The following is a 20,109-nucleotide window of genomic DNA, read 5'->3' on the forward strand; positions in this document are numbered from 1 at the left end:
ACCGAATCTAAACGTCCCCGATCAACCCGGCGAAGTATTTCGACCAATCGAGGTGGAACGTGACGTGCCAGTGCTGTTCCAGTTTGACGCCGGACCCTCGGCGGCTCTGACTCACCTGAAGGATGTCGTCCGAAATCCACGCCGATAGCGTATCGCCGGGTGTGAGGTCCGCCTCGGTTCTGGTGAAATGACTCTTTTCGGGCCCGTCGGCGTTCTGGTCGAGTATCAGCTCCGCCCCGGCGGGGATCGGTTGTCCGGACTCGTGCGTGATCACAACCGCCCGTTCGTCGTCGGCGATCTCCATTCGCAACTGCGGCGCTTCCTGACGGGCGTCGGCGACCCAGCCGGGTTCCTCGAGGGTCGTCGCACCGATGTTCGAGACCGAAAGCGTCGTCTCGAGGAATCGCTGCCGGTCGCGCATGATTGCATCGAAGGAACCCCCGAACGAATGGATGATACCGTCGTCGTCGACGGTGAGCTCCGTCGAGATGTCATTGACGCGGTAGTCGCCGGGACCGGCCGGGTCCGCGAGGGCATCGCGGTCGGCGGGGGCGTTGGCCGTGAACCGGAATCGGTCCTCGTCGTCGTTCTCGACCGGCGGCCCGTACTCGCCCAGTCGAATGTACACCGCAAGCGCTTCACCGAACGTCAACTGGTTGGGGCCGTACTTGTACGGGACGACCCTGCCAGTAGTTTGTTGCCGTCCGTAATGTGTCGTCCCGTCGTCGATCCGTCGCCACCATTCGTCCGTGCCGTCGAAGTAGAAATCAACGGAGCGGGCGTTTGGTCTGTGGGTTCGTTCGATCGCCGCTCGGTCATCTTCGGCCCGGACTCGCATCGCGTCGTACCTCGCCTCGTCTTCCGAATCCTCGAACTCATACTCGAGCGTGAACGAGCGGTCGGCCAACTCGTTTTGGTGAGTCTGTGAGAGCGTTTCCGAGAGTCCGTCCTCGGAAATTCCCAGCGGATAGTCGGAGTTTCTACTGCTGGCACCGGTCTCCGACCCGGCCCCCTCGTCGGCGGCCGGTCCGTCCTCCCCGTCCTCGTCGAGGCGGAGACACCCGGCCATCATCGCGACGCTGCCGAGTCCGAGAAGCGTTCGTCGCCGCATACGGCCAATGTCTTACTACGCCGATTAAACTCTAATGGCTTGGAGACAGTCGGGATCGAAAATCGAACGCGAGACGCCTCTCAGTCCTCGGTTCGCGAACGCGAGACGCACCTCAGTCCTCGGTTCGGGCGGTCGACACGGCGCGGATCTCCTCGCGAGTGCGTTCGGGATCGTCGAGGTGTTCGAATTCGATAAATCCGAGGCTCCGGTTCGTCCCGGCGGTCAGCAGTCGAATCGTGCCGTAACCGAGAAGCGACTGGACACGACCCTGTGAAAACTCGTGTCCGCGGAGTTTCGCGACGGGAACGACGCGAGACCGGGTTCGGTACAACAGTTCGTACTCTCGACGGAACGTGTCGTCGGTGATCGTGTACGTCGTCCGCGCGAGAACGGCCGCCTTGATCAGCAGCCGAATCGCCACGACCGACGTGAGAACCAGGATTGCGGACCCGATGATATCGGCGATCTGGGCCCCGCCCAACAGAGCGGGGTTGGTCGCGATACTACCAACAATCACTAGACCGCCGATGACGACGGCAGCGAGCGTGAGAAGTACCGGACGGATCGTCGGCGTCGTTTCGTACTGGACGTCGGTTGACGACGATTCCCCGTACGTGAGCGTCGTTCGGTCTGCCCCGTCGCTTTCGGAGCCATCATCGGCAGCTTCGGCTGCCGGTTCGCTATGCGCCCGTTCGATGTTGTCAATCTCGTCACTGTTTTGGGTCATGGTTACAGGAACAGGGTACTCGAGGCGATAACGCCGATCACGTACAGTGCGGGGGAGATCGTCACGAACGCAACGGCGACGAGCGCCTCGAATCGCGTGCATCGGTGCGAGACTCGGGCACCGACGTAGAGGACGTAGAGATAATAGACCGCCGAGAGCAACAGGGCGGTCAACAGGAGTTGATCGAACGTCGTCATCAGTCCGGGAGCGACGGAATCGGGGCGACCGCCGGGGAGTTCGAGGTTCGCTCCCAACTGGTCGATAAAGAAGTAGAAAAACGACGCCTGGAGCGAGACGAGAAGGTCGTCGGCGGCGCGAACGCTCGGCGCGGTCGCAGCGTACCAGACGACGGTGAACATGGTCGCGAGATAGATCCCCGTGCTGTAACTGACGGTTCGAAGCGATCGAACGATGCCGTCGGAACTCCGCGTCAAGACGACGCCCAGATGGAAGGTCCCGAACGTCAGGATCGTCGCGACGAACAGGAACGAACTGTTCTGTACCAGCGCTACCGAAAACTGCCAAAACGCGTCCGGATCGGTAACGAACGGGCCGACGAGCGAGCGTATCCCCTCGGGTGCGGTGCTCGCTTCGCCGGTTCCGATGCCGGCGTACGTCAAGGGAAGCGCGTACAGGAGCAGATTTGAGAAATAGACCACCGACACTTTGGCGCTCGTAGCGATCGCAACGAGGACCCCGGTCGTTTCCGCATCCGAACGCGCGGCGACCAACGCTTCCGGCCGCAGCAGCACGTCGATCGGCCACTGAAAAAGTCCGGTCGTCACGTGTCCTGCTTTACAAACATACTATTTATATCCAATGACCAATTTCTTGACATATTGGTGGCTCGTAACGGTCTGCACTGCTCCGTTTCACGAGACGCAGGCTGGAGGCCACAGAGCGGTAGTTCCTCGGCCCGGGAGCGAAGGTATTCTGCAATCGTCGCGTCCGATCCGACCGTCGATACCAAGTATCCGAGGCGAAAGCGACGAACGAGGAGTACTATCGACCGGTACCCGCCGCGTCGCGCCCGTCAGACCCGGCTAGCGTCCGCTCGAGCGCGTCCGCAACCGCCTCGAGGACGGCGTCGGGATCCTGCGTTGCGTTCACGCGAGCGAACCGATCTGGCTCGCGCTCGAGCAACCGCTCGTAGTTCGCCCGCACGTCGGCGAGGTAGTCGGCGTGTTCGAACTTGTTCGTCGCACCGGCGCGCTCGGCGGCGGTTTCCGGGTCGAGATCGAAGTAGATCGTCAGGTCGGGCGTGATCGAAAAGGGCTCGTGAACGTCGACGACGTACTCGAGTGGATCGGCGAGGTCGTGTCCCTCGGCCGCTGCGAGCGTCGCGCCCTGATAGGCGAAGCGGGAGTCGGAGTATCGATCCGACACGACGAGGTCGCCGCGCTCGAGTGCAGGTTCGATTACGCGGGAGAGATGATCGGCGTGATCGGCCGTGTAGAGAAAGAGTTCGGCGAGCGGATCGGCCTCGTCGTCTTCGATCGACCGGTAGACGGCGTCGCCGTACCACGAATTCGTCGGTTCACGTGTGAACGTGGCGTCCGGATAGCGCTCGTGTAAGGCCTCCCAGACCGTCGTTTTACCGCTGCCATCTAACCCCTCGAGCGTAGCGAGCATGGGTGCACTCGTCGTGACTGCTACTACAATCTGTCGAGAGGGGGTGAGGACGATCCCACCAGTCTGACGGCGTGGCCGCCCATCTATATATCGCCGTACCTGCATGTATCCGGTATGCGAATCCTCGTCGCCGGCGGAACCGGCTTCATCGGCTCGAATCTGTGTACTGAACTGGCCGAGCGCGACCACGAGGTGACGGCGCTGTCGAGACACCCGGACAGCGGCGATTTCCCGGACGGGGTCGATACGGCGATGGGCGACGTCGGGGCGTACGACTCGATCGTCGACACCGTTGCGGAGCACGAGGCTGTCGTCAACCTCGTTTCGCTTTCCCCGCTCTATCAACCCCCCGATGGGAAGACACACGAGGAGGTCCACCTCGGCGGCACGGAAAATCTCGTCCGCGCCGCCGAAGCCGGCGGTGTCGATAGATTCCTGCAAATGAGCGGGCTCGGGGCCGATCCGAACGGCAACACCGCTTTCCTTCGCGCCAAGGGGAAAGCCGAGGCAGTCGTCAGGGAATCGACTCTCGAATGGACGATCTTCCGTCCGTCGGTCGTGTTCGGTGACGGCGCCGAGTTCGTCGACTTTACGAAAACGGTGACGACGCCGTACGTAACGGGGCTCCCGGGCGGCGGGAAGACGCGCTTTCAGCCGATCTGGATCGGCGACCTCGTTCCGCTGCTCGCGGATGCACTCGAGGACGACGATCACGTCGGCGAGACGTACGACGTCGCGGGCCCGCAAATACTCTCCCTCGCGGACGTGACGGAACTCGTCTACGACGCCGAGGGAAGGGACGTCACGATCGTTCCCATTCCGATGGCCGTCGCCAAACTCGGGTTAGCGGCGATCGGCCCGATACCGGTCGTTCCTCTCGGTCCCGATCAGGGTCGATCGCTCGAGATCGACAACACCGTCTCGGACAACGACGTTACCGCATTCGGCCGCGATCCGAGCGAATTGAAGACCTTCGGCGACTATCTCGGCCTCGAATAGACAGTCGTACCGACGGCCGATCGGCACGTTCAGTTCGCTATCGGCCGCACTCCTCTCCCACGGGTAATATAAAGGGCGCGAGTGGCTGGATAAAACGCCCACATCCGAATTACTGTACGTGCCGAAAACCACACTTCCAGGCCAATGAGGCGCAATATTGAATTATTCGTGAAATTCATCTTAGCACAAGACTTATATCCTCCATCGCACTGTTACAAATCCAACGGAGCCCCCTATCAAACAATGAAGCTGGCGATGATCGGATTCGGACAGGCTGGTGGCAAAATCGTCGATCGATTCCTCGATTACGACGATCGGACGAACAGCGGAATCGTCCGCGCGGCGATTGCCGTCAACACCGCGAAAGCGGATCTCATCGGTCTCGACAACATACCACAGGAGAATCGCGTACTCATCGGCCAGGCCCGCGTAAAGGGCCACGGGGTCGGTGCTGATAACGAACTCGGCGCCGAAGTCGCCGAGGAGGACATCGACGAGGTACAGAACGCAATCGATTCGATTCCGACTCACGAGGTCGACGCCTTTCTGATCGTTGCCGGGATGGGAGGCGGGACCGGTTCGGGTGGTGCGCCGGTACTTGCGAAACATCTCAAGCGAATCTACACGATCCCCGTGTACGGGCTCGGCGTTCTACCCGGCACGGACGAGGGGGGCATCTACACGCTCAACGCAGCCCGGTCCTTCCAGACGTTCGTCCGCGAAGTCGATAACCTGCTCGTCTTCGACAACGACTCGTGGCGACAGACAGGCGAGTCCGTCGAGGGGGGCTACGACCAGATCAACGAGGAGATCGTCCGCCGCTTTGGTATCCTCTTCGGGGCGGGCGAGGTAGGCGACGGCCAGGAGGTCGCCGAGAGCGTCGTCGACTCCTCCGAGATCATCAACACGCTCTCCGGCGGTGGTGTCTCCACCGTTGGCTACGCCTCGGAGGAGGTGGAAGTCAATTCGGGTGGCGGCCTCCTTTCGCGGTTTACCGGCGACACAGGTGGTGACGACGATCTGGACGCTGCGAACACAACGAATCGAATCACGAGCCTCGTCCGCAAGGCTGCACTCGGCCGACTCACGTTGCCGTGTGAAATCGAAGGCACCGAGCGCGCACTGCTCGTCCTTTCCGGACCCTCGGAGTACCTGAACCGAAAAGGAATCGAGCGCGGGCGCAAGTGGCTCGAAGAAGAAACCGGGAGCATGGAAGTCCGTGGTGGTGACTTCCCGCGCAGCGAACCGGAAGTCGCCGCGGCGATCTTGCTCTCCGGCGTGACGAACGTCCCGCGGATCAAGCGCCTCCAGCAGGTCGCGATCGAAGCACAGGACAACATCGACGACATCCAACGGGAAAGCGAAGAGAACCTCGAGGAACTCGTCGAGGACGACGAAGACGAACTCGAACCGCTGTTTTAAGCAGCAGGTCGTTCTATTTTCGACGCCACGAGCGGCCAATTTCGCGCCGATGGACGGTTGAATCCGGTCTCGAAATGTCAGACCGTGTGTGGGTTCTCCCCGGATGAGAGCACTCCGATGTCCTTTTGAACGCGCCCGAACTACCGCAATCAGATTCAGATGCGCGTCGTGGTCCCGTACGCCGCCAAGTCGCCGAAGACTCGCCTCGAGCCCGTGCTCACGGCAGCCGAGCGGTCGGTGTTTTCCCGGGCGATGCTCGCGGACGTGCTGCGGACGATCGTCGAAGCGGGTCACGAGCCGGCGGTCGTCACGACCGCACCACTGGACCTCGCCGACCTCGAGTTGCCGGGCGAGGTCGCCACGTCGACGTCTGTCGTGGTCGACGACCGCTCGCTTACAGCGGCGGTCAACGCGCGACTGCCGACGGACGAGAGAAGTGACGCAGGCGGGTCCGAAGACGGAAACGGAGACTCGAACGCTGTCGCCGTCGTTATGGCCGACCTCGCGCTGGCGAGTTCCAGTGCGCTCGAAGCACTCTTCGCTGCCGCGGCCGACGTGGCGATCTCGCCGGGGCGAGCCGGCGGGACGAACGCGCTCGTCGTTCGCCACCCAGCGTTCCGGGTCGACTACCACGGCGCCTCCTATCTCGACCACCGCGTGATCGCAAGCGAGGTCGGAGCTTCTCTCGAAACGATCGATTCGTTTCGGCTCGCCACCGACGTCGACGAGCCGGTAGATCTCGTCGAGGTGCTCGTCCACGGCCGCGAGACCGACCGCGCACCTACCTGCCTCCGGGAATTTGGCTTCGAACTCGACGTGAGGGATGGGCGTGTCGCGGTCTCTCGAGAGGAAAGCGCGGCGACTGAATAATAGGGTACGGACGCCCTCCGTCGCGAAGTGAAGCCCTTATGTTCCACGCGCCAACACAGGGAGGTAATGTTCCCCGGGGCGAGCGAGTACGGCGTCGATATCACGGTCCAGGACCGGGCCGTCGAGAATCTCCTTCAGGTTAGCCCGAACGACGTCGACGCGCCGTCGGCTCTCACCTTCGCACGGAACGTCTTCGTGCCCCTCACGACGGCCTGTCGGTACACCTGCACCTACTGTACGTACTTCGACCCGCCCGGACAGGCCTCCCTGCTGTCGCTCGAGGAAGTCCGCGAAATCTGTCAGCGCGGTGCAGACGCCGGGTGTACGGAGGCGCTGTTTACGTTCGGCGACGATCCCGACGACCGGTACACCGAGATCCACGACCAACTCGCAGATTGGGGGCACGACTCGATTCATACGTATCTGCGCGAGGCCTGCGAGGTCGCCCTCGAGGAGGGACTGCTCCCGCACGCCAATCCGGGCGACCAGACCCGCGAACAGATGGAAACCGTCGCGGATGTCAACGCGAGTATGGGCGTGATGCTCGAGACGACTGCGGAGGTGAGCGCACACGCGGGACCGCGGCGCAAGGTGCCCGGACAGCGGCTCCGGACCCTCGCGAACGCGGGCGAACTGGACGTGGCCTTCACGACCGGCATTCTCGTGGGAATCGGCGAGGACTGGCGCGATCGCGCCGAGAGCCTGCTGGCTATTCGTGAACTACACGACCGCTACGATCACATTCAGGAGGTGATCGTCCAACCCGTCGTGAACAACGAGCGTTGGGCCGAGGGCTCACCGGATCTCGCGACGATGCGTCGCGTGACGTCGATGGCCCGGGTCGCCCTCCCCGAAGAAATCTCGGTGCAGGTTCCGCCGAACCTCGCCCCTGCGAAGGACCTGATCGACTGCGGCGTCGACGATCTTGGCGGTGTCTCGCCCGTCACGGACGACCACATCAATCCCGAATACAAGTGGCCCGCACTCCGCGAACTCGAGGAAATCGCCGACCACGCGGGCGTCCCGCTGGGCGAACGGCTGCCCGTCTACGAACGGTTCCTGCCGCCGGACCTGCGAACGGACGGCTTCGATGGCGTCCTCGCCGACGGCGCGGGGTTCGACGGCTCCAACGCCGAGCGCAACTGGATCTCGCCGACGATCCGGGACGCGCTCGAGGCGGACGATCCGGCCGGCGAGCGCTACCGATCCGTGCTACGGAGGGAAGCGGGGACCGCGACGCGGTGACGAACTGTCACCCGAAGATGCGACGATGATCGGAGATGTGAGGAACCGATCGCGCAGACGGCCGAGTTGCCCGACGTTAAAAGTACTCTTCGTGGACCGCGAGTCCCTCGTCTTCGAGAATTGGCCCGTCCACGGTCGTCGACGCGTCGGCCCGGTCAACGACTTCCGCGCTGGGGATCTCGATCACGCCGTCGTCTCGAATCGACGCGAGTGACTCGACGGAGACGCTGTAGACGACCCGATCGAGTCCCGCGTAGACGATAGCGCTCGTACACATCGGGCACGGTTCCGTGCTGGTATACATCGTACACGCCTCGCGCTCGGCCTGCTCGAGTTCGCTCGCGGCCCATCGAGCCAGTTTGAACTCCGGATGGGCGGCCACGTCGTCGTCGGTCAGGGTTGTGTTCTCGGCCGTCCGGACGACCGTATCGTCGATCACGAGCAGCGACCCGAACGGTGTGTTTCCGTTTTCGACCGCCGCCTTCGACAGATCGACCGCCTGGCGAACGTAGGACTCGTCTGTCTCCATACCCGGACATTTCATCGCCAGCACTGAAACAATTCCTCTCCCGGTGACTCGAGTGGGATCGGCCAGCGACCTCGATCTCGCCGGTCGTCGGTGTGGCTACGAACAGGAGAAACCGCCGTCGATGACCAGGGCCTCGCCGGTGATCCAGTCGGCCTCGTCGCTCGCCAGGAACAACATCGCGTTGGCGATGTCCTCGGGCCGACCGAGTCGCTTGAGGGGATAGTGGCGGGCCATCTCCTCTTTGGTGGCCTCCCACTCCGCGTCGGTCTGGCCCTTCCGCGGCATCGGCGTGTCCGTCACGCCGGGACAGACCGCGTTCGCCCGGATGCCGCTCGGACCGACCTCCGCCGCGACCGTGCGGGTGAAGTTGACGACTGCGCCTTTCGTCAGCGAATACGCGCCGAGCTGTGGTGCACCGATAACGCCGGCCAGCGACGCCGTATTCACGATCGCACCCGACCCCTGCTCCTTGAAGTGCGGAATGACCGCGTGGCAGCCGTTCCAGACGCCCTTCACGTTCACGTCGATGAGCCGATCCCGCTTCGCCTCGTCGATGTCCTCGACCGCGGCGGGGCCGTGGCTGATGCCGGCGTTGTTGATCATGATATCGAGGCCGAATTCGGCGGCCGCCTCGTCGACGGCCGCGTGAACCGCATCGGCGTCCTGAACGTCCAACTCGAGTGCAGTTCCGTCTCGTCCTGCATTTTCGACCTGCTCTATCGTCTCCTCGGCACCCTCGATGTCGATGTCGGCCGCGACGATCGTCGCACCCTCTTTGGCGAACAGTTTCGCAGCTTCTCGACCGAGACCTGATCCGGCACCAGTGATAAACGCTGTCTTGCCTTCGAGTCGCATACTCAAATGCTATTTCGACGCAATATAAACTATTTCACACCGGAACCCGTCCGTTCGTCGCCACGGCCGTCAAAGCCAGTCGTCTGATGGCAAGACGCTGTCCGGCAGTGCTCAGTCGTCTGCAGGAGCAGTCCGTGCCTCGCGCGCATCCTGTTCCTCGCGTGTGAGAAGCGGCGTTCCGTCCGCTTTCGGGCCGAGTTGGGGGCCGAGAGGTGACTCGCCGGGATCGATGACACGGCGGTTCTCGTAGTCGGTCGACCGTTCGACGGGAATGCGGCCGATCGAACTCACGAGGTCGACGTAGTCGGCGAACGAGCGATACTCGCCGAACTCTCCGCCCGCACGCTTGGTGATCTCCTCGGAGAGGATCGTTCCCATGAAGTCGTCAGCGCCGCAGGAGAGCATTTTGAGCCCCTGCTGGTCGCCGTATTTGACCCAGGACGACTGGATGTGATCGATGTTGTCGAGGAAGAGCCGCGAGACGGCGATCATCAATTCGTCCTCGTCGGTGCTCGCACCGCCGGAAACCACGTCGTGTTCGTAAAGCGGCGTATTCTGATGGATGAACGAGAGGGGAACGAACTCCGTGATCGTCCCCGTCCGATCTTGCAGATCGCGAACGCGCTTTAAGTGAATCGCCCGGTGGGCCTCGTTTTCGACGTGACCGTACATGATCGTCGCCGTCATTCCGAGACCGACAGTCGCAGCGGCCTCCATGGCCTCGAGCCAGCCGTCGGTGTCGATTTTCCCGGGACAGATCACGTCCCGGACTTCGTCGACGAGGATCTCGGCGGCCGTTCCGGGGACCGTATCGAGTCCAGCGTCTCGCAACCGTCGGTAGATTTCCTCGTAGGACCAGTCGGTTCCGCGGCGGGCGTGATACGCCTCTTCAGGGGTCATCGAGTGGACGTGAACCCCGTCGACGTCCATCGCCGCCATCTGTTCGGTGTACGTGCCGGGGCTGGTCTCGTAAAGTTCAGGGGATTTGTAGTTGACTTCCTTCGGGTTTGGATGGGCTTCGAGGATCTCCCGGTGGTCGTCGTCGAGCGCGAACGCGGGGTGGAGACCGGAGACAGACGTCACCTCGTATATACCTCGCTCGACGGCGTCGGCGACTATCTCTCGGGATTCATCCGGCGTTTTCGTAAAGCCTGCCGTCTCTATTTCCGTCTCTCGCTCGAAGGTATGTGCAGCATCCTTGAAATTACAGAAGAGACAACCTACGTTGCAGGCGGTCGTGACGTTGTTGTTCAGGTTCGCTATGAAGGTGACCTCTTCGCCGACGGTCTCCGCGCGACGGCGGTCTGCCGCCTCGAGGACGCGTTCCTTTCGCGTCCGGTCGATCCCTCCGCTGTCCGTTCCCGTCGTGAGTAACTCGATTGCGTCGTCGACCGTCAATCGGTCGCCGTCGCGCGCCTTTGCCAGTGCGTTCTCGAAGGACTGGTCGGTCTCGGGAACGTGTTCGAACGTGAGGTCTGCCTCGGTCACCGGTCGATCCATTGAACGAACGATACCAGTACAGTGAGAAAAGCGTGATGGATTTGCGAGTCCGACACCGAGGTATTTGCCAGTCAGCCACACATGAATTTGGCGAACCGACACACAATTGGGAACCGACACACAATTGGGAACCGACACACAAATTTGTGGGTCTGGCGAGGAGATCATTCCGAGCGACAGAAACTGAATCGTCGGGACGACGCCTTTGCTTTCGTTCGAAGTGACGCGCCTCGATCGGAAGATGGCGGTTTCGATGCTTGGTACTCGGACTATTCCGTTCCCGCGGTCGGCCACTCTCGGACGTCAGATTCGACGAGGGCGAGCAACAGTCGTCGTCGCTGGCTCAGGTCCGCGACCGATTCAGTAAACTCTTCGTCGGAAACGGTGGGAACTCCAGCGTCGCGAATCGATTCGAGAGACGGCGCGGGCGGAGATCGATCAGCGGGTTCGATGAACGCTTCGTGGAGCGTCTCGAGATAACTGTGGACGCTCGCCCGTGCGTTTTTCACGATCGTATCGCTTGGCCGGTCGGGTTCGGAAACGCCGAACCGAAGCAGCGCAAGCGCGTCGTCGAGAATCGCGATGCTCGTCACTGGTGCTCGTTCGGGCTGTCCAGTGTGGAAGTAGTGGAGAATCGGATACGCCTTGTGATTCTCCGTGAGTACGTTCAACTGCGTGGTGAGGCTGTTCAGGGGGACGTCGAGGCCGCGAAATTCGTCGCCGTTCCAGCTCGCCCGGAGGATTTCGTCGCTCCGCGTTCCGAGACCGCTTACGCTGCTCGCGAACGACCGTTTCTGCGTCACGGCGTCGAGAACGGAGAGGACGTATGTCACGCTCAGCGTGACAAACAACATCCCGCTGGCCGTCGCGAACGTCGTTGCGAGTTGCCAGATGCCGTCTCGCGGGGCGAAATCACCGTTACCCAGCGTGAATATCGTATACCCGGTGAAGTAGATCCGGTCCAGCCAGGAGATCGGACCGCCGTCGATCGTATCGGTGAGGGGGTATTCGGCGCTCGCGAAGATCAGCGTCCAGCCACCCCACAAGAGGACGATCCAGACGGCGAGGCCGATCACGAGTACAATCGGTCCTGAGAGGGTGAGCAGCGCCGAATTTCGACTTCCGATTCGTCGAATTCCGCGCCACGTCCACGACATCAGCCGCGACGTGAGCGGCCCTGCACCTCCTTCGACCCAGAGCGTCGTCCACACGAGATCCACGACGACGAGAGCGAGAAGCCCCATCCCGAGAGCGAATGCTCCAATACCCATGTTACAACCACCTCGGAACTGTCCGTGTTCCTGGTTCTTCGATGCCGCCGGCCATCGAGTAATCGACCGGAACATGCGTGCCGTTCCGGTCCAAAATCAGTGGACTCACGTCTCCGTATTCGGTCTCGGGCCGGAAAGGTCTCCGTCCGGATCACCGTCGCTCCGGAGACGTCCCGACCGGTACGATCGGTGACTGCTCACGTCACCGACGAGGAATCCCTGGCGGAGTCGTTAGGAGAGGACGCAACGGAACTGCTCGAGGCCGTCGACGACGGCTGAGTGAACGACTCGACGAGCCGGTTTGCGGCCGAGGGAGTCACATCGACGGGCAGCGGGACCAAACTGGATATTGAAACCTTCTTACGGTCCCGCCACGGCAACTGAGGTATGAACTGCGGCGCCGAATTCGTTTCGGGGTGTCTCGCGTGACGAGCGTCAAAGAATTCCGCATCGAAACGGAAGCGACCGCCGAGGACCTCGGTCGCGGCTCGTTCGTCTTCACCGACGATTACTCGGTCTTCGACTGGGGAAAGATGCCCGATCAGATCCCGCAGAAAGGTGCGAGCCTCTGTACGATGGGCGCGTTCAACTTCGAACTGCTCGAAGCTGACGGCGTTCCGACCCATTATCGGGGCATTGTCGAAAACGGGGACGTCGTCGGCCTCGAAGACGCGTCCCATCCGCCGTGGGAGATGGCGATCGACCTCACACAAGTGCCCGACCTGCCCCACGAGGGGCGGGAGTATGACTACGACCACTACCACGACGCGGCCGGCGAAAACTACCTGATTCCACTCGAAATCGTCTTTCGCAACCGCGTCCCCGTGGGCTCGAGTCTGCGACACCGGACCGAACCCGCCGATCACGGCCTCGGGTTCGACGAGTGGCCGGACGAGGCCGTCGATCTGGACGATCCGATCGTCGAATTCTCGACGAAGTACGAGGAAGGCGACCGCTACCTCGAACGCGACGAGGCGGATTTCATCGCGGGTGCGGCCGCCGTCGACGACCTCGCGTCGGTCGCCCGCGAGGTGAATCGGATCGTTACCGAACAGGCGGATTCGGCCGGATTGGTCCACGAGGATGGGAAGATCGAGTGCCTGTACTATGGGGGCGAGATCCGCGTTGCCGACGTCGTCGGTACCTTCGACGAGAACCGATTCAGCTACGAAGGGACCCAGCTCTCGAAGGAAGTGCTCCGCCAGTATCACAAACGAACCCAGCCCGAATGGGTGCAAGCCGTCGAAGCCGCGAAGGCCGAGGCGAAACGGGATAACATCGCCGACTGGAAATCACTCTGCAGTGTCGATCCCGAACCGCTCGAGGAGAATATCCTCGATACCGCCCGCGATATGTACTGCGCCGGGGCAAACGCCTACACTGGTCGGGAGTTTTTCGACGCGCCGCCGCTCTCGAGTGCGATCGGGGCGGTTCGGCGGTTGTAACCGTGATTCGCGGGCACTGGGCGCCGTTCCGCGGCTGCAGTCGGATCGAAGGCGTCGATAGGGTAGCCGGCAATATGCGAATCGCCATCGCCTTCATCTGGTTATTGGTATCGTTTCACAACCCAGCCGGAACAAAGTAACCCTCATATGGCGGGGTAACTCACATTCGAGCGAGCCACAATGACACTCGCTATCGCCAGTGGGATCGCAACTGACGTCGTCCTGTTTACCTTCACTACCGGAATCGCAGCCGTCGCGAGCGGCGTACTCGGGCTTATCGTTCTCGCGATGCTCGGTCTTACCGCCGCATCGGCGTTCTCCCCGGAGTGGTCCGGACAGAGTGACGCGACGGCACCTGCCTCGAGCACTCCCGAACCGAGCGACGACTGAGATTCCCGCCTCGATAGATACGGTTGCGGCCGAAACCCCGATTTCTCGGTCGATATTTGTGTCAGGGCGATCCAGTAGAGACTATGACGACCACGGTCACGGTTTTCGGACCGCTGCGGAGCGCAACGGGTGGGAAGACTATCTCCCTCGAGTGGTCGGGCGGAACGGTCGCCGATGCCATCGCAGCACTCGTCGATGCGTACCCACGAGCAGAGTCGCACCTCTACGCCGACGATGAAATTCGGCCGAGCGTCAGGGTTTCCGTGGATGGCGATCGCGCTGGGTTTGCTGATCGGGTTCCCGAGGACGCGTCACTGATGGTAGTACCCGCGATTCAGGGCGGTTCTGAGGAGTAGGTGGACGGTCGATCAGACTGCAGAATAACTGGAAACCCGTGAGAATCTCACCGTCGGTTTCCGTCACGACCCGTTCCGACGCGCTCCCGGTCACCGCACCGGGTAAATTCGTTCGTCCCGATCCATGATCACAGCTTCTCGTTTTTGAACTCCTCATCGTTCGCTACTCGTTTCCTCGCGTCCCGTACGACGTTGCTACTCGGCATTCCTCGGTTCTGTGGCGCATTTTTATCCGTGCCCGGGGCGGATAGTTTGGAGATGGACCAAACCACGGCGATTACGAATAATACTCCAACCGTCGTCGCACTCGAGACCAAGCGGGACGTATCGTTAGCGAGATTGTACAGGCCGCCAAAGAGAAATAGAATAGAACCCATTACGCAATAGACTGAGAGAGTATACGTCATCGTCTTGTATTGGATCCGGCTCGCGTTGTGTTGGACACTCTTCTCTAGCCCCTCTATCAGGTTGATTCGCCACTGTTCGGTGACTGCGCCCGACTTTATATCGGCAATAAACCCATCGAACTCTTCGTCTTTGAACCCGTCGTAATAGTCGCCGACGTCGCGGGTCAAGACTGCGAGTATAAGTGAGGCCAGTAAACTCACGACGCCGAAAACGATCGCCGGTTCGGATAAAAATGGCTTGTAGTATGCGATAACGTCGGCTCCCGAACTCTGAGAGGGTGGGACGGGGAGGCCAACATACGGGGAAACTACGGCAACGAGCGAGGCGATCCCCGAAGCACCGGTGATGAGTGTGAACAAACTCGCTGCTTTCGCATCGATGTATTCGACGGATTCGATCTGACTCGAGAGTTGCCGCTCTCTCGCTTCCAGCATATGTTCTTGAATTTTTACATCATCTGAGTTGTGTGAATCGCTCATCGCGTGTGGGCCCACCACCCACCGTTGATAATAGCTTTTGGAAAGATATAGCGTCATCGACGTATCATAGTTCCGTTTCGAGCGGGACACTGTCCAATGCGTTCTCTGCCGCAATAGTCGAGTAAATATCGCGGTTCGAGCTACAGATCGTACTGGTCGCACACCAGATGAGCGATGCCGCGGTCCTCGAGGTCGGCTATCGGCGCGAGCATGTCCAGTTGAACGACGCCGGGAAGCCGACCGATCTGTACGCCCCCGGTGAACGTACAGCGGGAGCGGACTTCGCCTTCGCTCATATCGAGCAGTTTGGTCGTACGGTCGAATGCGTTCTGCGTGGCGTCGTTGATGGTCGCGCCCGTGCCGATTACCTGAATCGGCCCCATTTCGTCCTCGACCTCGACGCCGTGTTCGTCGCCGAGTTTACGGCCTGCTTCGCGTTCCTCGTCGCTGTAAGGTTTGCTGATGAACGGGAGATCTTCCGCAGGGGGGAGGAGAATCGGGCCGTCGAGTTCGAGGCCCTCGACGATTTCGACGTCCATCGTGACGGTACCGCTTACGTCGGTCGTATGTAGCGAGAGTTCGCCGTCGCCCTGGTTTGCGTGCAGGTCACCGACGTAGATTCCCGCACCGTCGATCTTGACGGGGCAGATCAGCGTCGCGCCCGGGCGCACCTGCGGAACGTCCATGTGACCGTCAGTTCGAGCATCGAGTTCGGCTTCGCTCTCGAGGCCGTACTCGTGTTCTGCTCCGATAAGGAACTGGCCGAAGTCACCCGCGTTGTGGGAGTCGGGCATCGTAACCGCCGGGGTCGTGCCGACGTTGCCGATAAACGGGCGCAACCGTCCCAGCGTGCCGGGCATTTCGCCAGGTTCGTACAGCAGGATGGGATGTTGTCGGGAGTTGTCCGGAATGTCCATCACTTCGTCGGCGGTTTCGGCGAGTTCGTGTGCACCGTCTTCGTCGAGCGTGATTCCGACGGTGCGGTCCTCATCGAAGGCGACGGTATACCCGTACTCGAAGCCGAACGAGGAGGCGTTTGCGCCGCAATCGGCGCATACGATCGCGTCCTCACCGGTCCCTTCCACAGTCGTCTCGGGCCACTCGGTTCCACACTCCGGACAACGGTGGTCGACGAACGGATCGTCGCCGAACGCGTTCTCTCGCTCGGCCATCGATCCGGTACTCGTCGCGAGGCTCGTCACCTCGACCTCGCGGATGTGGAGTGCGACGGCATCACCGACCGACGCGCCTTCGACGCGGATCGGCCTGGTCACCTCGTGGCCCCCACGGAACTCGGGTGTAATCATCGGTCCCCAGCAGCCCGGCGGCGTATACGTCGTGATCGTCCCACCGTTCGCGACGGTTCCCGCCCATTGTTGATCGGGGCCGACGAGACCGAGCGTGTACTGGTCGACGAATAGCTCCTGTTGAATTCCTTGCTGTGACATGGCATACCAAGATACACCTGCAGCAGCGATAAGCGTACCGTTCGTTTGGTTTCCTAAAAACGGTGTTTCAGACATTTTAACGGGAGAAAACACGGTTTCCCACTCGAGCAGGCTGAGGAGTCCACCCACCGACGGACGATACGGCCGGAAAGTATTCGTTAAAGTAGGTCTCGGTCCACCTGTTACCCGATGACTGACTCGACCGATGAGGACGTATCCGAGTGTCACCAGTGCGGCGATACCGTCGGACCGTCTGCCGATCAGCGTGTCGTGACGACAGTCGAAGACGGAACGGCAGTGTACCAGTACTTCTGTAACGACGAATGTTTCGAAGCCTGGGAGTTGTCGAGTTCCGCTTGAGCGTCGAACTGCGGTCAGAAAGGACGAACCGTAGAACTAACGTGGCGTCTACTGATTGTCGGCGACTGCACTCCCGATGCCGTCGACGGGCCGATCCGGCGTGAATTCTCGGATCTCGGCGGGCAGGCCGAGTTGATAGCTATCGCCGTTCTCGCGGACCGACGTTCGGCCGCGGTGAACCGAAACGTCACCGTTGAGGTGAAGTTGGACGGCCTCGAGCAGGGCATCGGCTTCCAGCGGTTGGCCGCGTCGCTTCATCTCTTCGAGGTCGGCATCGTCGGGGACGTCGAACGCGCGCTGGGTAATAATCGGCCCCTGATCGAGGTCGGTCGTCACATAGTGGGCGGTGACGCCGGCGACGCGGACCCCTTCCTCGACGGCCTGCCGGTACGCCTCCGCACCGGGGAACGCCGGTAACAGCGAGGGGTGAACGTTGATGATGCGGTCCTCGTAGCGGAAGACGACGTTCGGGCTGAGGATGCGCATGTATCGTGCGAGAACGATCAGATCGACGTCGTACTCTGCGAGTAACTCGAGGAGTTGCTCCTCGTTTTGTTGGCCGCCCTCGTCGCCGATGTCGTGAAACGGCACGTCGTAGTGTTCGGCCAGGGGCTGGAGGTCGTCGTGATTTCCGATGACGACGCCGATGTCCGCCCCGAGGTTGTCGTTGGCCCAGGCCTCGAACATCGCTTCGAGGCAGTGACTTTCCTTGGTGACGAGGACGGCGATCTGCTGGGTCTCGCGGTCGGCGGGAAACCTGACCTGAACGTCCAGTCCGAGGTCGTCTCCGAGCTCGTTGAGGTCTTCGCGGAGCGTCGTCTCCGTACAGACCATCTCGGAGGTATCGACGGCCAGATACATCCGAAAAACGTCGTCGCGGACCGCTTGATCGAGGTCTTCGATGTTGACCCCGCGCTCGAACAGAAGGCTAGTCACTCGGGCGACGAGCCCGGTGTCGTCCTCTCCGATCACCGTAATTTCGGTTACGTCGGTCGTCAACGCTGCCACCTCCGCTCGAGCGAATCTCGATTCATCACGACGGACACCAGTTTGCGAGCGGCTAAAAATCCTGCTTTCCAGCGGGAGCCGTGCGAATTGCCCCCACTGGCCGCTTGATCCGATACCACGCCGGATCGAATCTAATCGCAACCCTTCATACGATCGTTCACTCCGGACGTGGCTACGACAGAGTTCCGTCAGCGCGGCCGCCGTCGATCCGGTGACTATTTTCCGGACCCCGTCAGATACGAGTCGACGAATCTTCTTCCGCCCCTGTTCGCTCGCTGCCGGACAGTTCACGTCGCGTAAATCGCTCGTCGGTCATCGGACGTCTGACGTATGACGGACGCTCGCGCGAAACCCCTCCCCCGTCGAGTGAATGGGATTATTTTGTCGTACAATCAAACGTAATTTGTCTGACAGGGTTTTATACCTTCGACTGTGGAACGACTTTTCAGTCACGTACAGTGACAGTCGCCAGCAGAGAGGTAACTACAATGACGGCTACACCACACGATTACGGACGATCGCGAATCGATCGCGAACGGAAGACCGCGTTCGTTTCACACGACTGGACGGGAACTGACTCGCTGACGACGACCATCATATCGACAGTTGCGGAGCTCTCGGGGTCCGACCCGACCGAGGTAGAACGCCTCTACGATCGAATCGATCCCGAAAGCCTCGAAACGCTCTTCGCACCGACGGCTGGAGCTGCGGCCCGAAACATCGGACAGGTGTCGTTCCAGCTGGAAGCGTATACGATCACCGTCCACGCGACGGGCGATATCGTCGTCACACGGGCGGTATGATCGCCGACCGGCCGATTACCACCGAACGCCGATCTGGTGAGCGGCGAACCGGCGTCGAGACTCGAAATTGTATCCATATATGTGTATTGCGGCCCAAAGACGAAAGCGTTTTTGAGCACGAATACGGGGTATTAGACGATGACCGCCTACACCGCGACGGTGACGGTTCGACTCAAACACGGCGTGCTCGACCCGGAGGCCGAGACCACGAAGGGCGCCCTGAAGCGGCTGGGATTCGATCTCGAGGATCTGCGGTCGGCTGACCGCTTCGAGATCGACCTCGAGGCCGACTCCGCAGACGGCGCTCGATATCGCGCGGGCGAAATGGCCGAACGCCTCCTCGCGAATCCGACCATCCACGATTACGACGTGGAGGTCGACGAACGGTAGATGACCGTTTTAATCACATCAATCGATGCCGGCGGTTTCGACACCGTGGGGTGGCGGTTGTGACAGTCTCTATCATCCGCTTCGGTGGCTCGAACTGCGATCGCGACGCAGAGCGCGCCCTCGAGCATCTCGATATCGACGCACGAATCGTCTGGCACGAGGACGGTCTGCCGGCGGAGACGACGGGCATCATCCTCCCGGGTGGGTTCTCCTACGGGGATTATCTCCGCGCCGGTGCGATGGCGGCTCGATCACCGATCATGGCCGAGATCCGCGAGGCTGCAGCCGAGGGCGTTCCAGTCCTCGGAATCTGCAACGGTGCCCAGGTCGGCTGCGAGTCCGGACTCACCGAGGGAGCGTTCACGACGAACGAGAGCGCGCGTTTTCAGTGCGAACACGTCTATCTGCGCGTCGAGCGTGACGACACTCCCTGGACCGTCGCCTACGACGAAGGTGACGTCATCGAAGTCCCAATCGCCCACGGAGAAGGTCGATACGAGATCGACGATGACCGACTGATGGAACTCGAGAACGAAGACCGGATCCTCTTTCGATACTGCGATGAAACCGGCGAGACGGGTCCAGAAGTAAACCCTAATGGGTCCAAACACAACATCGCCGGTGTTCTCGGCGATCGCCACACAGTCGCTGTCTTGATGCCCCATCCCGAACGCGCCAGCCTGCCCGACGTGGGACCGACCGACGGCCAGGGCATCCTCGAGGGCTTCGTTCGCGTTGAAACGTCCATCTAGGGGCCACAAACGGCCGACCACGAGACGGTCGTTCTCCTTCGATATCTGACGACTCACCTCGTGAGTTGAGTCAAACAGTAATAGTGATGCCGTTCCTCATTGTCAGCCG

At 61.3% G+C, this 20,109-nt stretch carries 23 protein-coding genes; 12 read left to right on the forward strand and 11 right to left on the reverse strand.

What is annotated here, in order from left to right; genetic code table 11:
• Positions 1-7: 7 nt before the first annotated feature.
• From HYG82_RS40815 to tmk, 4 genes are all read right to left on the reverse strand, one after another.
• Positions 8-1,111: a DUF7537 family lipoprotein gene (locus HYG82_RS40815; RefSeq protein WP_179263925.1), complete on the reverse strand. Its 1,104-nt coding sequence runs from the start codon at positions 1,109-1,111 to the stop codon at positions 8-10.
• 112 nt (positions 1,112-1,223) lie between these two features.
• Positions 1,224-1,838: a PH domain-containing protein gene (locus HYG82_RS40820; RefSeq protein WP_179263927.1), complete on the reverse strand. Its 615-nt coding sequence runs from the start codon at positions 1,836-1,838 to the stop codon at positions 1,224-1,226.
• A gap of 2 nt (positions 1,839-1,840) precedes the next feature.
• Complete coding sequence (locus HYG82_RS40825; protein WP_179263929.1) at positions 1,841-2,623, reverse strand: hypothetical protein; 783 nt, start codon at positions 2,621-2,623, stop codon at positions 1,841-1,843.
• A 217-nt stretch (positions 2,624-2,840) separates the two neighbouring features.
• A complete protein-coding gene (tmk, locus tag HYG82_RS40830; protein WP_179263931.1) occupies positions 2,841-3,470 on the reverse strand; it encodes a dTMP kinase in 630 nt (209 codons plus the stop codon).
• Positions 3,471-3,584: 114 nt separating this feature from the next.
• Here tmk and HYG82_RS40835 point away from each other — a divergent pair, with 114 nt between their 5' ends.
• The 4 genes from HYG82_RS40835 (at position 3,585) to cofG (ending at position 8,006) form a co-directional block, all read left to right on the forward strand.
• The gene (locus HYG82_RS40835) at positions 3,585-4,469 is read left to right on the forward strand and encodes a complex I NDUFA9 subunit family protein (RefSeq protein WP_179263933.1); all 885 of its coding nucleotides are present in this window, start codon (positions 3,585-3,587) and stop codon (positions 4,467-4,469) included.
• A 243-nt stretch (positions 4,470-4,712) separates the two neighbouring features.
• Positions 4,713-5,891, forward strand: a complete 1,179-nt coding sequence (locus HYG82_RS40840) for a tubulin/FtsZ family protein (RefSeq protein ID WP_179263935.1) — start codon at positions 4,713-4,715, stop codon at positions 5,889-5,891.
• A gap of 159 nt (positions 5,892-6,050) precedes the next feature.
• The gene (gene cofC, locus HYG82_RS40845; protein ID WP_179263937.1) at positions 6,051-6,761 is read left to right on the forward strand and encodes a 2-phospho-L-lactate guanylyltransferase; all 711 of its coding nucleotides are present in this window, start codon (positions 6,051-6,053) and stop codon (positions 6,759-6,761) included.
• A gap of 66 nt (positions 6,762-6,827) precedes the next feature.
• Positions 6,828-8,006 carry a 7,8-didemethyl-8-hydroxy-5-deazariboflavin synthase subunit CofG gene (gene cofG / locus HYG82_RS40850; protein WP_179263939.1) on the forward strand — a complete coding sequence of 393 codons (1,179 nt, stop codon included), beginning with the start codon at positions 6,828-6,830 and terminating at the stop codon, positions 8,004-8,006.
• A gap of 76 nt (positions 8,007-8,082) precedes the next feature.
• Here the strand turns inward: cofG and HYG82_RS40855 are convergent, their stop codons facing one another.
• The 4 genes from HYG82_RS40855 to HYG82_RS40870 all read right to left on the reverse strand — a co-directional run bounded on the left by HYG82_RS40855 (position 8,083) and on the right by HYG82_RS40870 (position 12,161).
• A complete protein-coding gene (locus HYG82_RS40855) occupies positions 8,083-8,535 on the reverse strand; it encodes a nucleoside deaminase (protein WP_179263941.1) in 453 nt (150 codons plus the stop codon).
• A gap of 96 nt (positions 8,536-8,631) precedes the next feature.
• Complete coding sequence (locus HYG82_RS40860; protein WP_179263943.1) at positions 8,632-9,390, reverse strand: SDR family NAD(P)-dependent oxidoreductase; 759 nt, start codon at positions 9,388-9,390, stop codon at positions 8,632-8,634.
• 111 nt (positions 9,391-9,501) lie between these two features.
• Positions 9,502-10,890, reverse strand: a complete 1,389-nt coding sequence (gene cofH, locus HYG82_RS40865) for a 7,8-didemethyl-8-hydroxy-5-deazariboflavin synthase subunit CofH (RefSeq protein WP_179263945.1) — start codon at positions 10,888-10,890, stop codon at positions 9,502-9,504.
• A 269-nt stretch (positions 10,891-11,159) separates the two neighbouring features.
• Positions 11,160-12,161 (reverse strand): potassium channel family protein, encoded by a 1,002-nt coding sequence (locus HYG82_RS40870; protein ID WP_179263947.1) that lies wholly within the window; start codon positions 12,159-12,161, stop codon positions 11,160-11,162.
• 99 nt (positions 12,162-12,260) lie between these two features.
• On the opposite strand from HYG82_RS40870, the gene HYG82_RS40875 reads away from it, so the two are divergent.
• The 4 genes from HYG82_RS40875 to HYG82_RS40890 all read left to right on the forward strand — a co-directional run bounded on the left by HYG82_RS40875 (position 12,261) and on the right by HYG82_RS40890 (position 14,352).
• Complete coding sequence (locus tag HYG82_RS40875; RefSeq protein ID WP_179263949.1) at positions 12,261-12,440, forward strand: hypothetical protein; 180 nt, start codon at positions 12,261-12,263, stop codon at positions 12,438-12,440.
• Between the two features lie 146 nt (positions 12,441-12,586).
• On the forward strand, positions 12,587-13,606 hold the full coding sequence (locus HYG82_RS40880; RefSeq protein ID WP_179263951.1) for a phosphoribosylaminoimidazolesuccinocarboxamide synthase: 1,020 nt from the start codon (positions 12,587-12,589) through the stop codon (positions 13,604-13,606).
• Between the two features lie 180 nt (positions 13,607-13,786).
• Entirely contained in the window at positions 13,787-13,996 is a 210-nt protein-coding gene (locus tag HYG82_RS40885) for a hypothetical protein (protein WP_179263953.1), read from the forward strand.
• Positions 13,997-14,079: 83 nt separating this feature from the next.
• On the forward strand, positions 14,080-14,352 hold the full coding sequence (locus HYG82_RS40890; RefSeq protein ID WP_179263955.1) for a MoaD/ThiS family protein: 273 nt from the start codon (positions 14,080-14,082) through the stop codon (positions 14,350-14,352).
• A gap of 128 nt (positions 14,353-14,480) precedes the next feature.
• Here the strand turns inward: HYG82_RS40890 and HYG82_RS40895 are convergent, their stop codons facing one another.
• On the reverse strand, positions 14,481-15,239 hold the full coding sequence (locus HYG82_RS40895) for a hypothetical protein (protein ID WP_179263957.1): 759 nt from the start codon (positions 15,237-15,239) through the stop codon (positions 14,481-14,483).
• 140 nt (positions 15,240-15,379) lie between these two features.
• Positions 15,380-16,687, reverse strand: coding sequence for an acetamidase/formamidase family protein (locus tag HYG82_RS40900; protein WP_179263959.1), 1,308 nt, complete (start codon positions 16,685-16,687; stop codon positions 15,380-15,382).
• Between the two features lie 189 nt (positions 16,688-16,876).
• On the opposite strand from HYG82_RS40900, the gene HYG82_RS40905 reads away from it, so the two are divergent.
• Entirely contained in the window at positions 16,877-17,047 is a 171-nt protein-coding gene (locus HYG82_RS40905; RefSeq protein WP_179263961.1) for a DUF7576 family protein, read from the forward strand.
• Between the two features lie 48 nt (positions 17,048-17,095).
• Here the strand turns inward: HYG82_RS40905 and HYG82_RS40910 are convergent, their stop codons facing one another.
• On the reverse strand, positions 17,096-18,055 hold the full coding sequence (locus tag HYG82_RS40910; protein WP_179263963.1) for a formyltetrahydrofolate deformylase: 960 nt from the start codon (positions 18,053-18,055) through the stop codon (positions 17,096-17,098).
• Positions 18,056-18,543: 488 nt separating this feature from the next.
• Between HYG82_RS40910 and HYG82_RS40915 the strand changes: the two genes are divergently transcribed.
• The 3 genes from HYG82_RS40915 (at position 18,544) to purQ (ending at position 20,000) form a co-directional block, all read left to right on the forward strand.
• Positions 18,544-18,858 carry a HalOD1 output domain-containing protein gene (locus HYG82_RS40915; RefSeq protein WP_179263966.1) on the forward strand — a complete coding sequence of 105 codons (315 nt, stop codon included), beginning with the start codon at positions 18,544-18,546 and terminating at the stop codon, positions 18,856-18,858.
• 138 nt (positions 18,859-18,996) lie between these two features.
• Complete coding sequence (purS, locus tag HYG82_RS40920) at positions 18,997-19,248, forward strand: phosphoribosylformylglycinamidine synthase subunit PurS (protein WP_179263967.1); 252 nt, start codon at positions 18,997-18,999, stop codon at positions 19,246-19,248.
• A gap of 59 nt (positions 19,249-19,307) precedes the next feature.
• Positions 19,308-20,000, forward strand: a complete 693-nt coding sequence (gene purQ, locus HYG82_RS40925) for a phosphoribosylformylglycinamidine synthase I (RefSeq protein ID WP_179263969.1) — start codon at positions 19,308-19,310, stop codon at positions 19,998-20,000.
• Positions 20,001-20,109: the final 109 nt, after the last annotated feature.

The sequence above is a fragment of the Natrinema halophilum genome, from assembly GCF_013402815.2.
In the GTDB taxonomy this organism is placed as follows: domain Archaea; phylum Halobacteriota; class Halobacteria; order Halobacteriales; family Natrialbaceae; genus Natrinema; species Natrinema halophilum.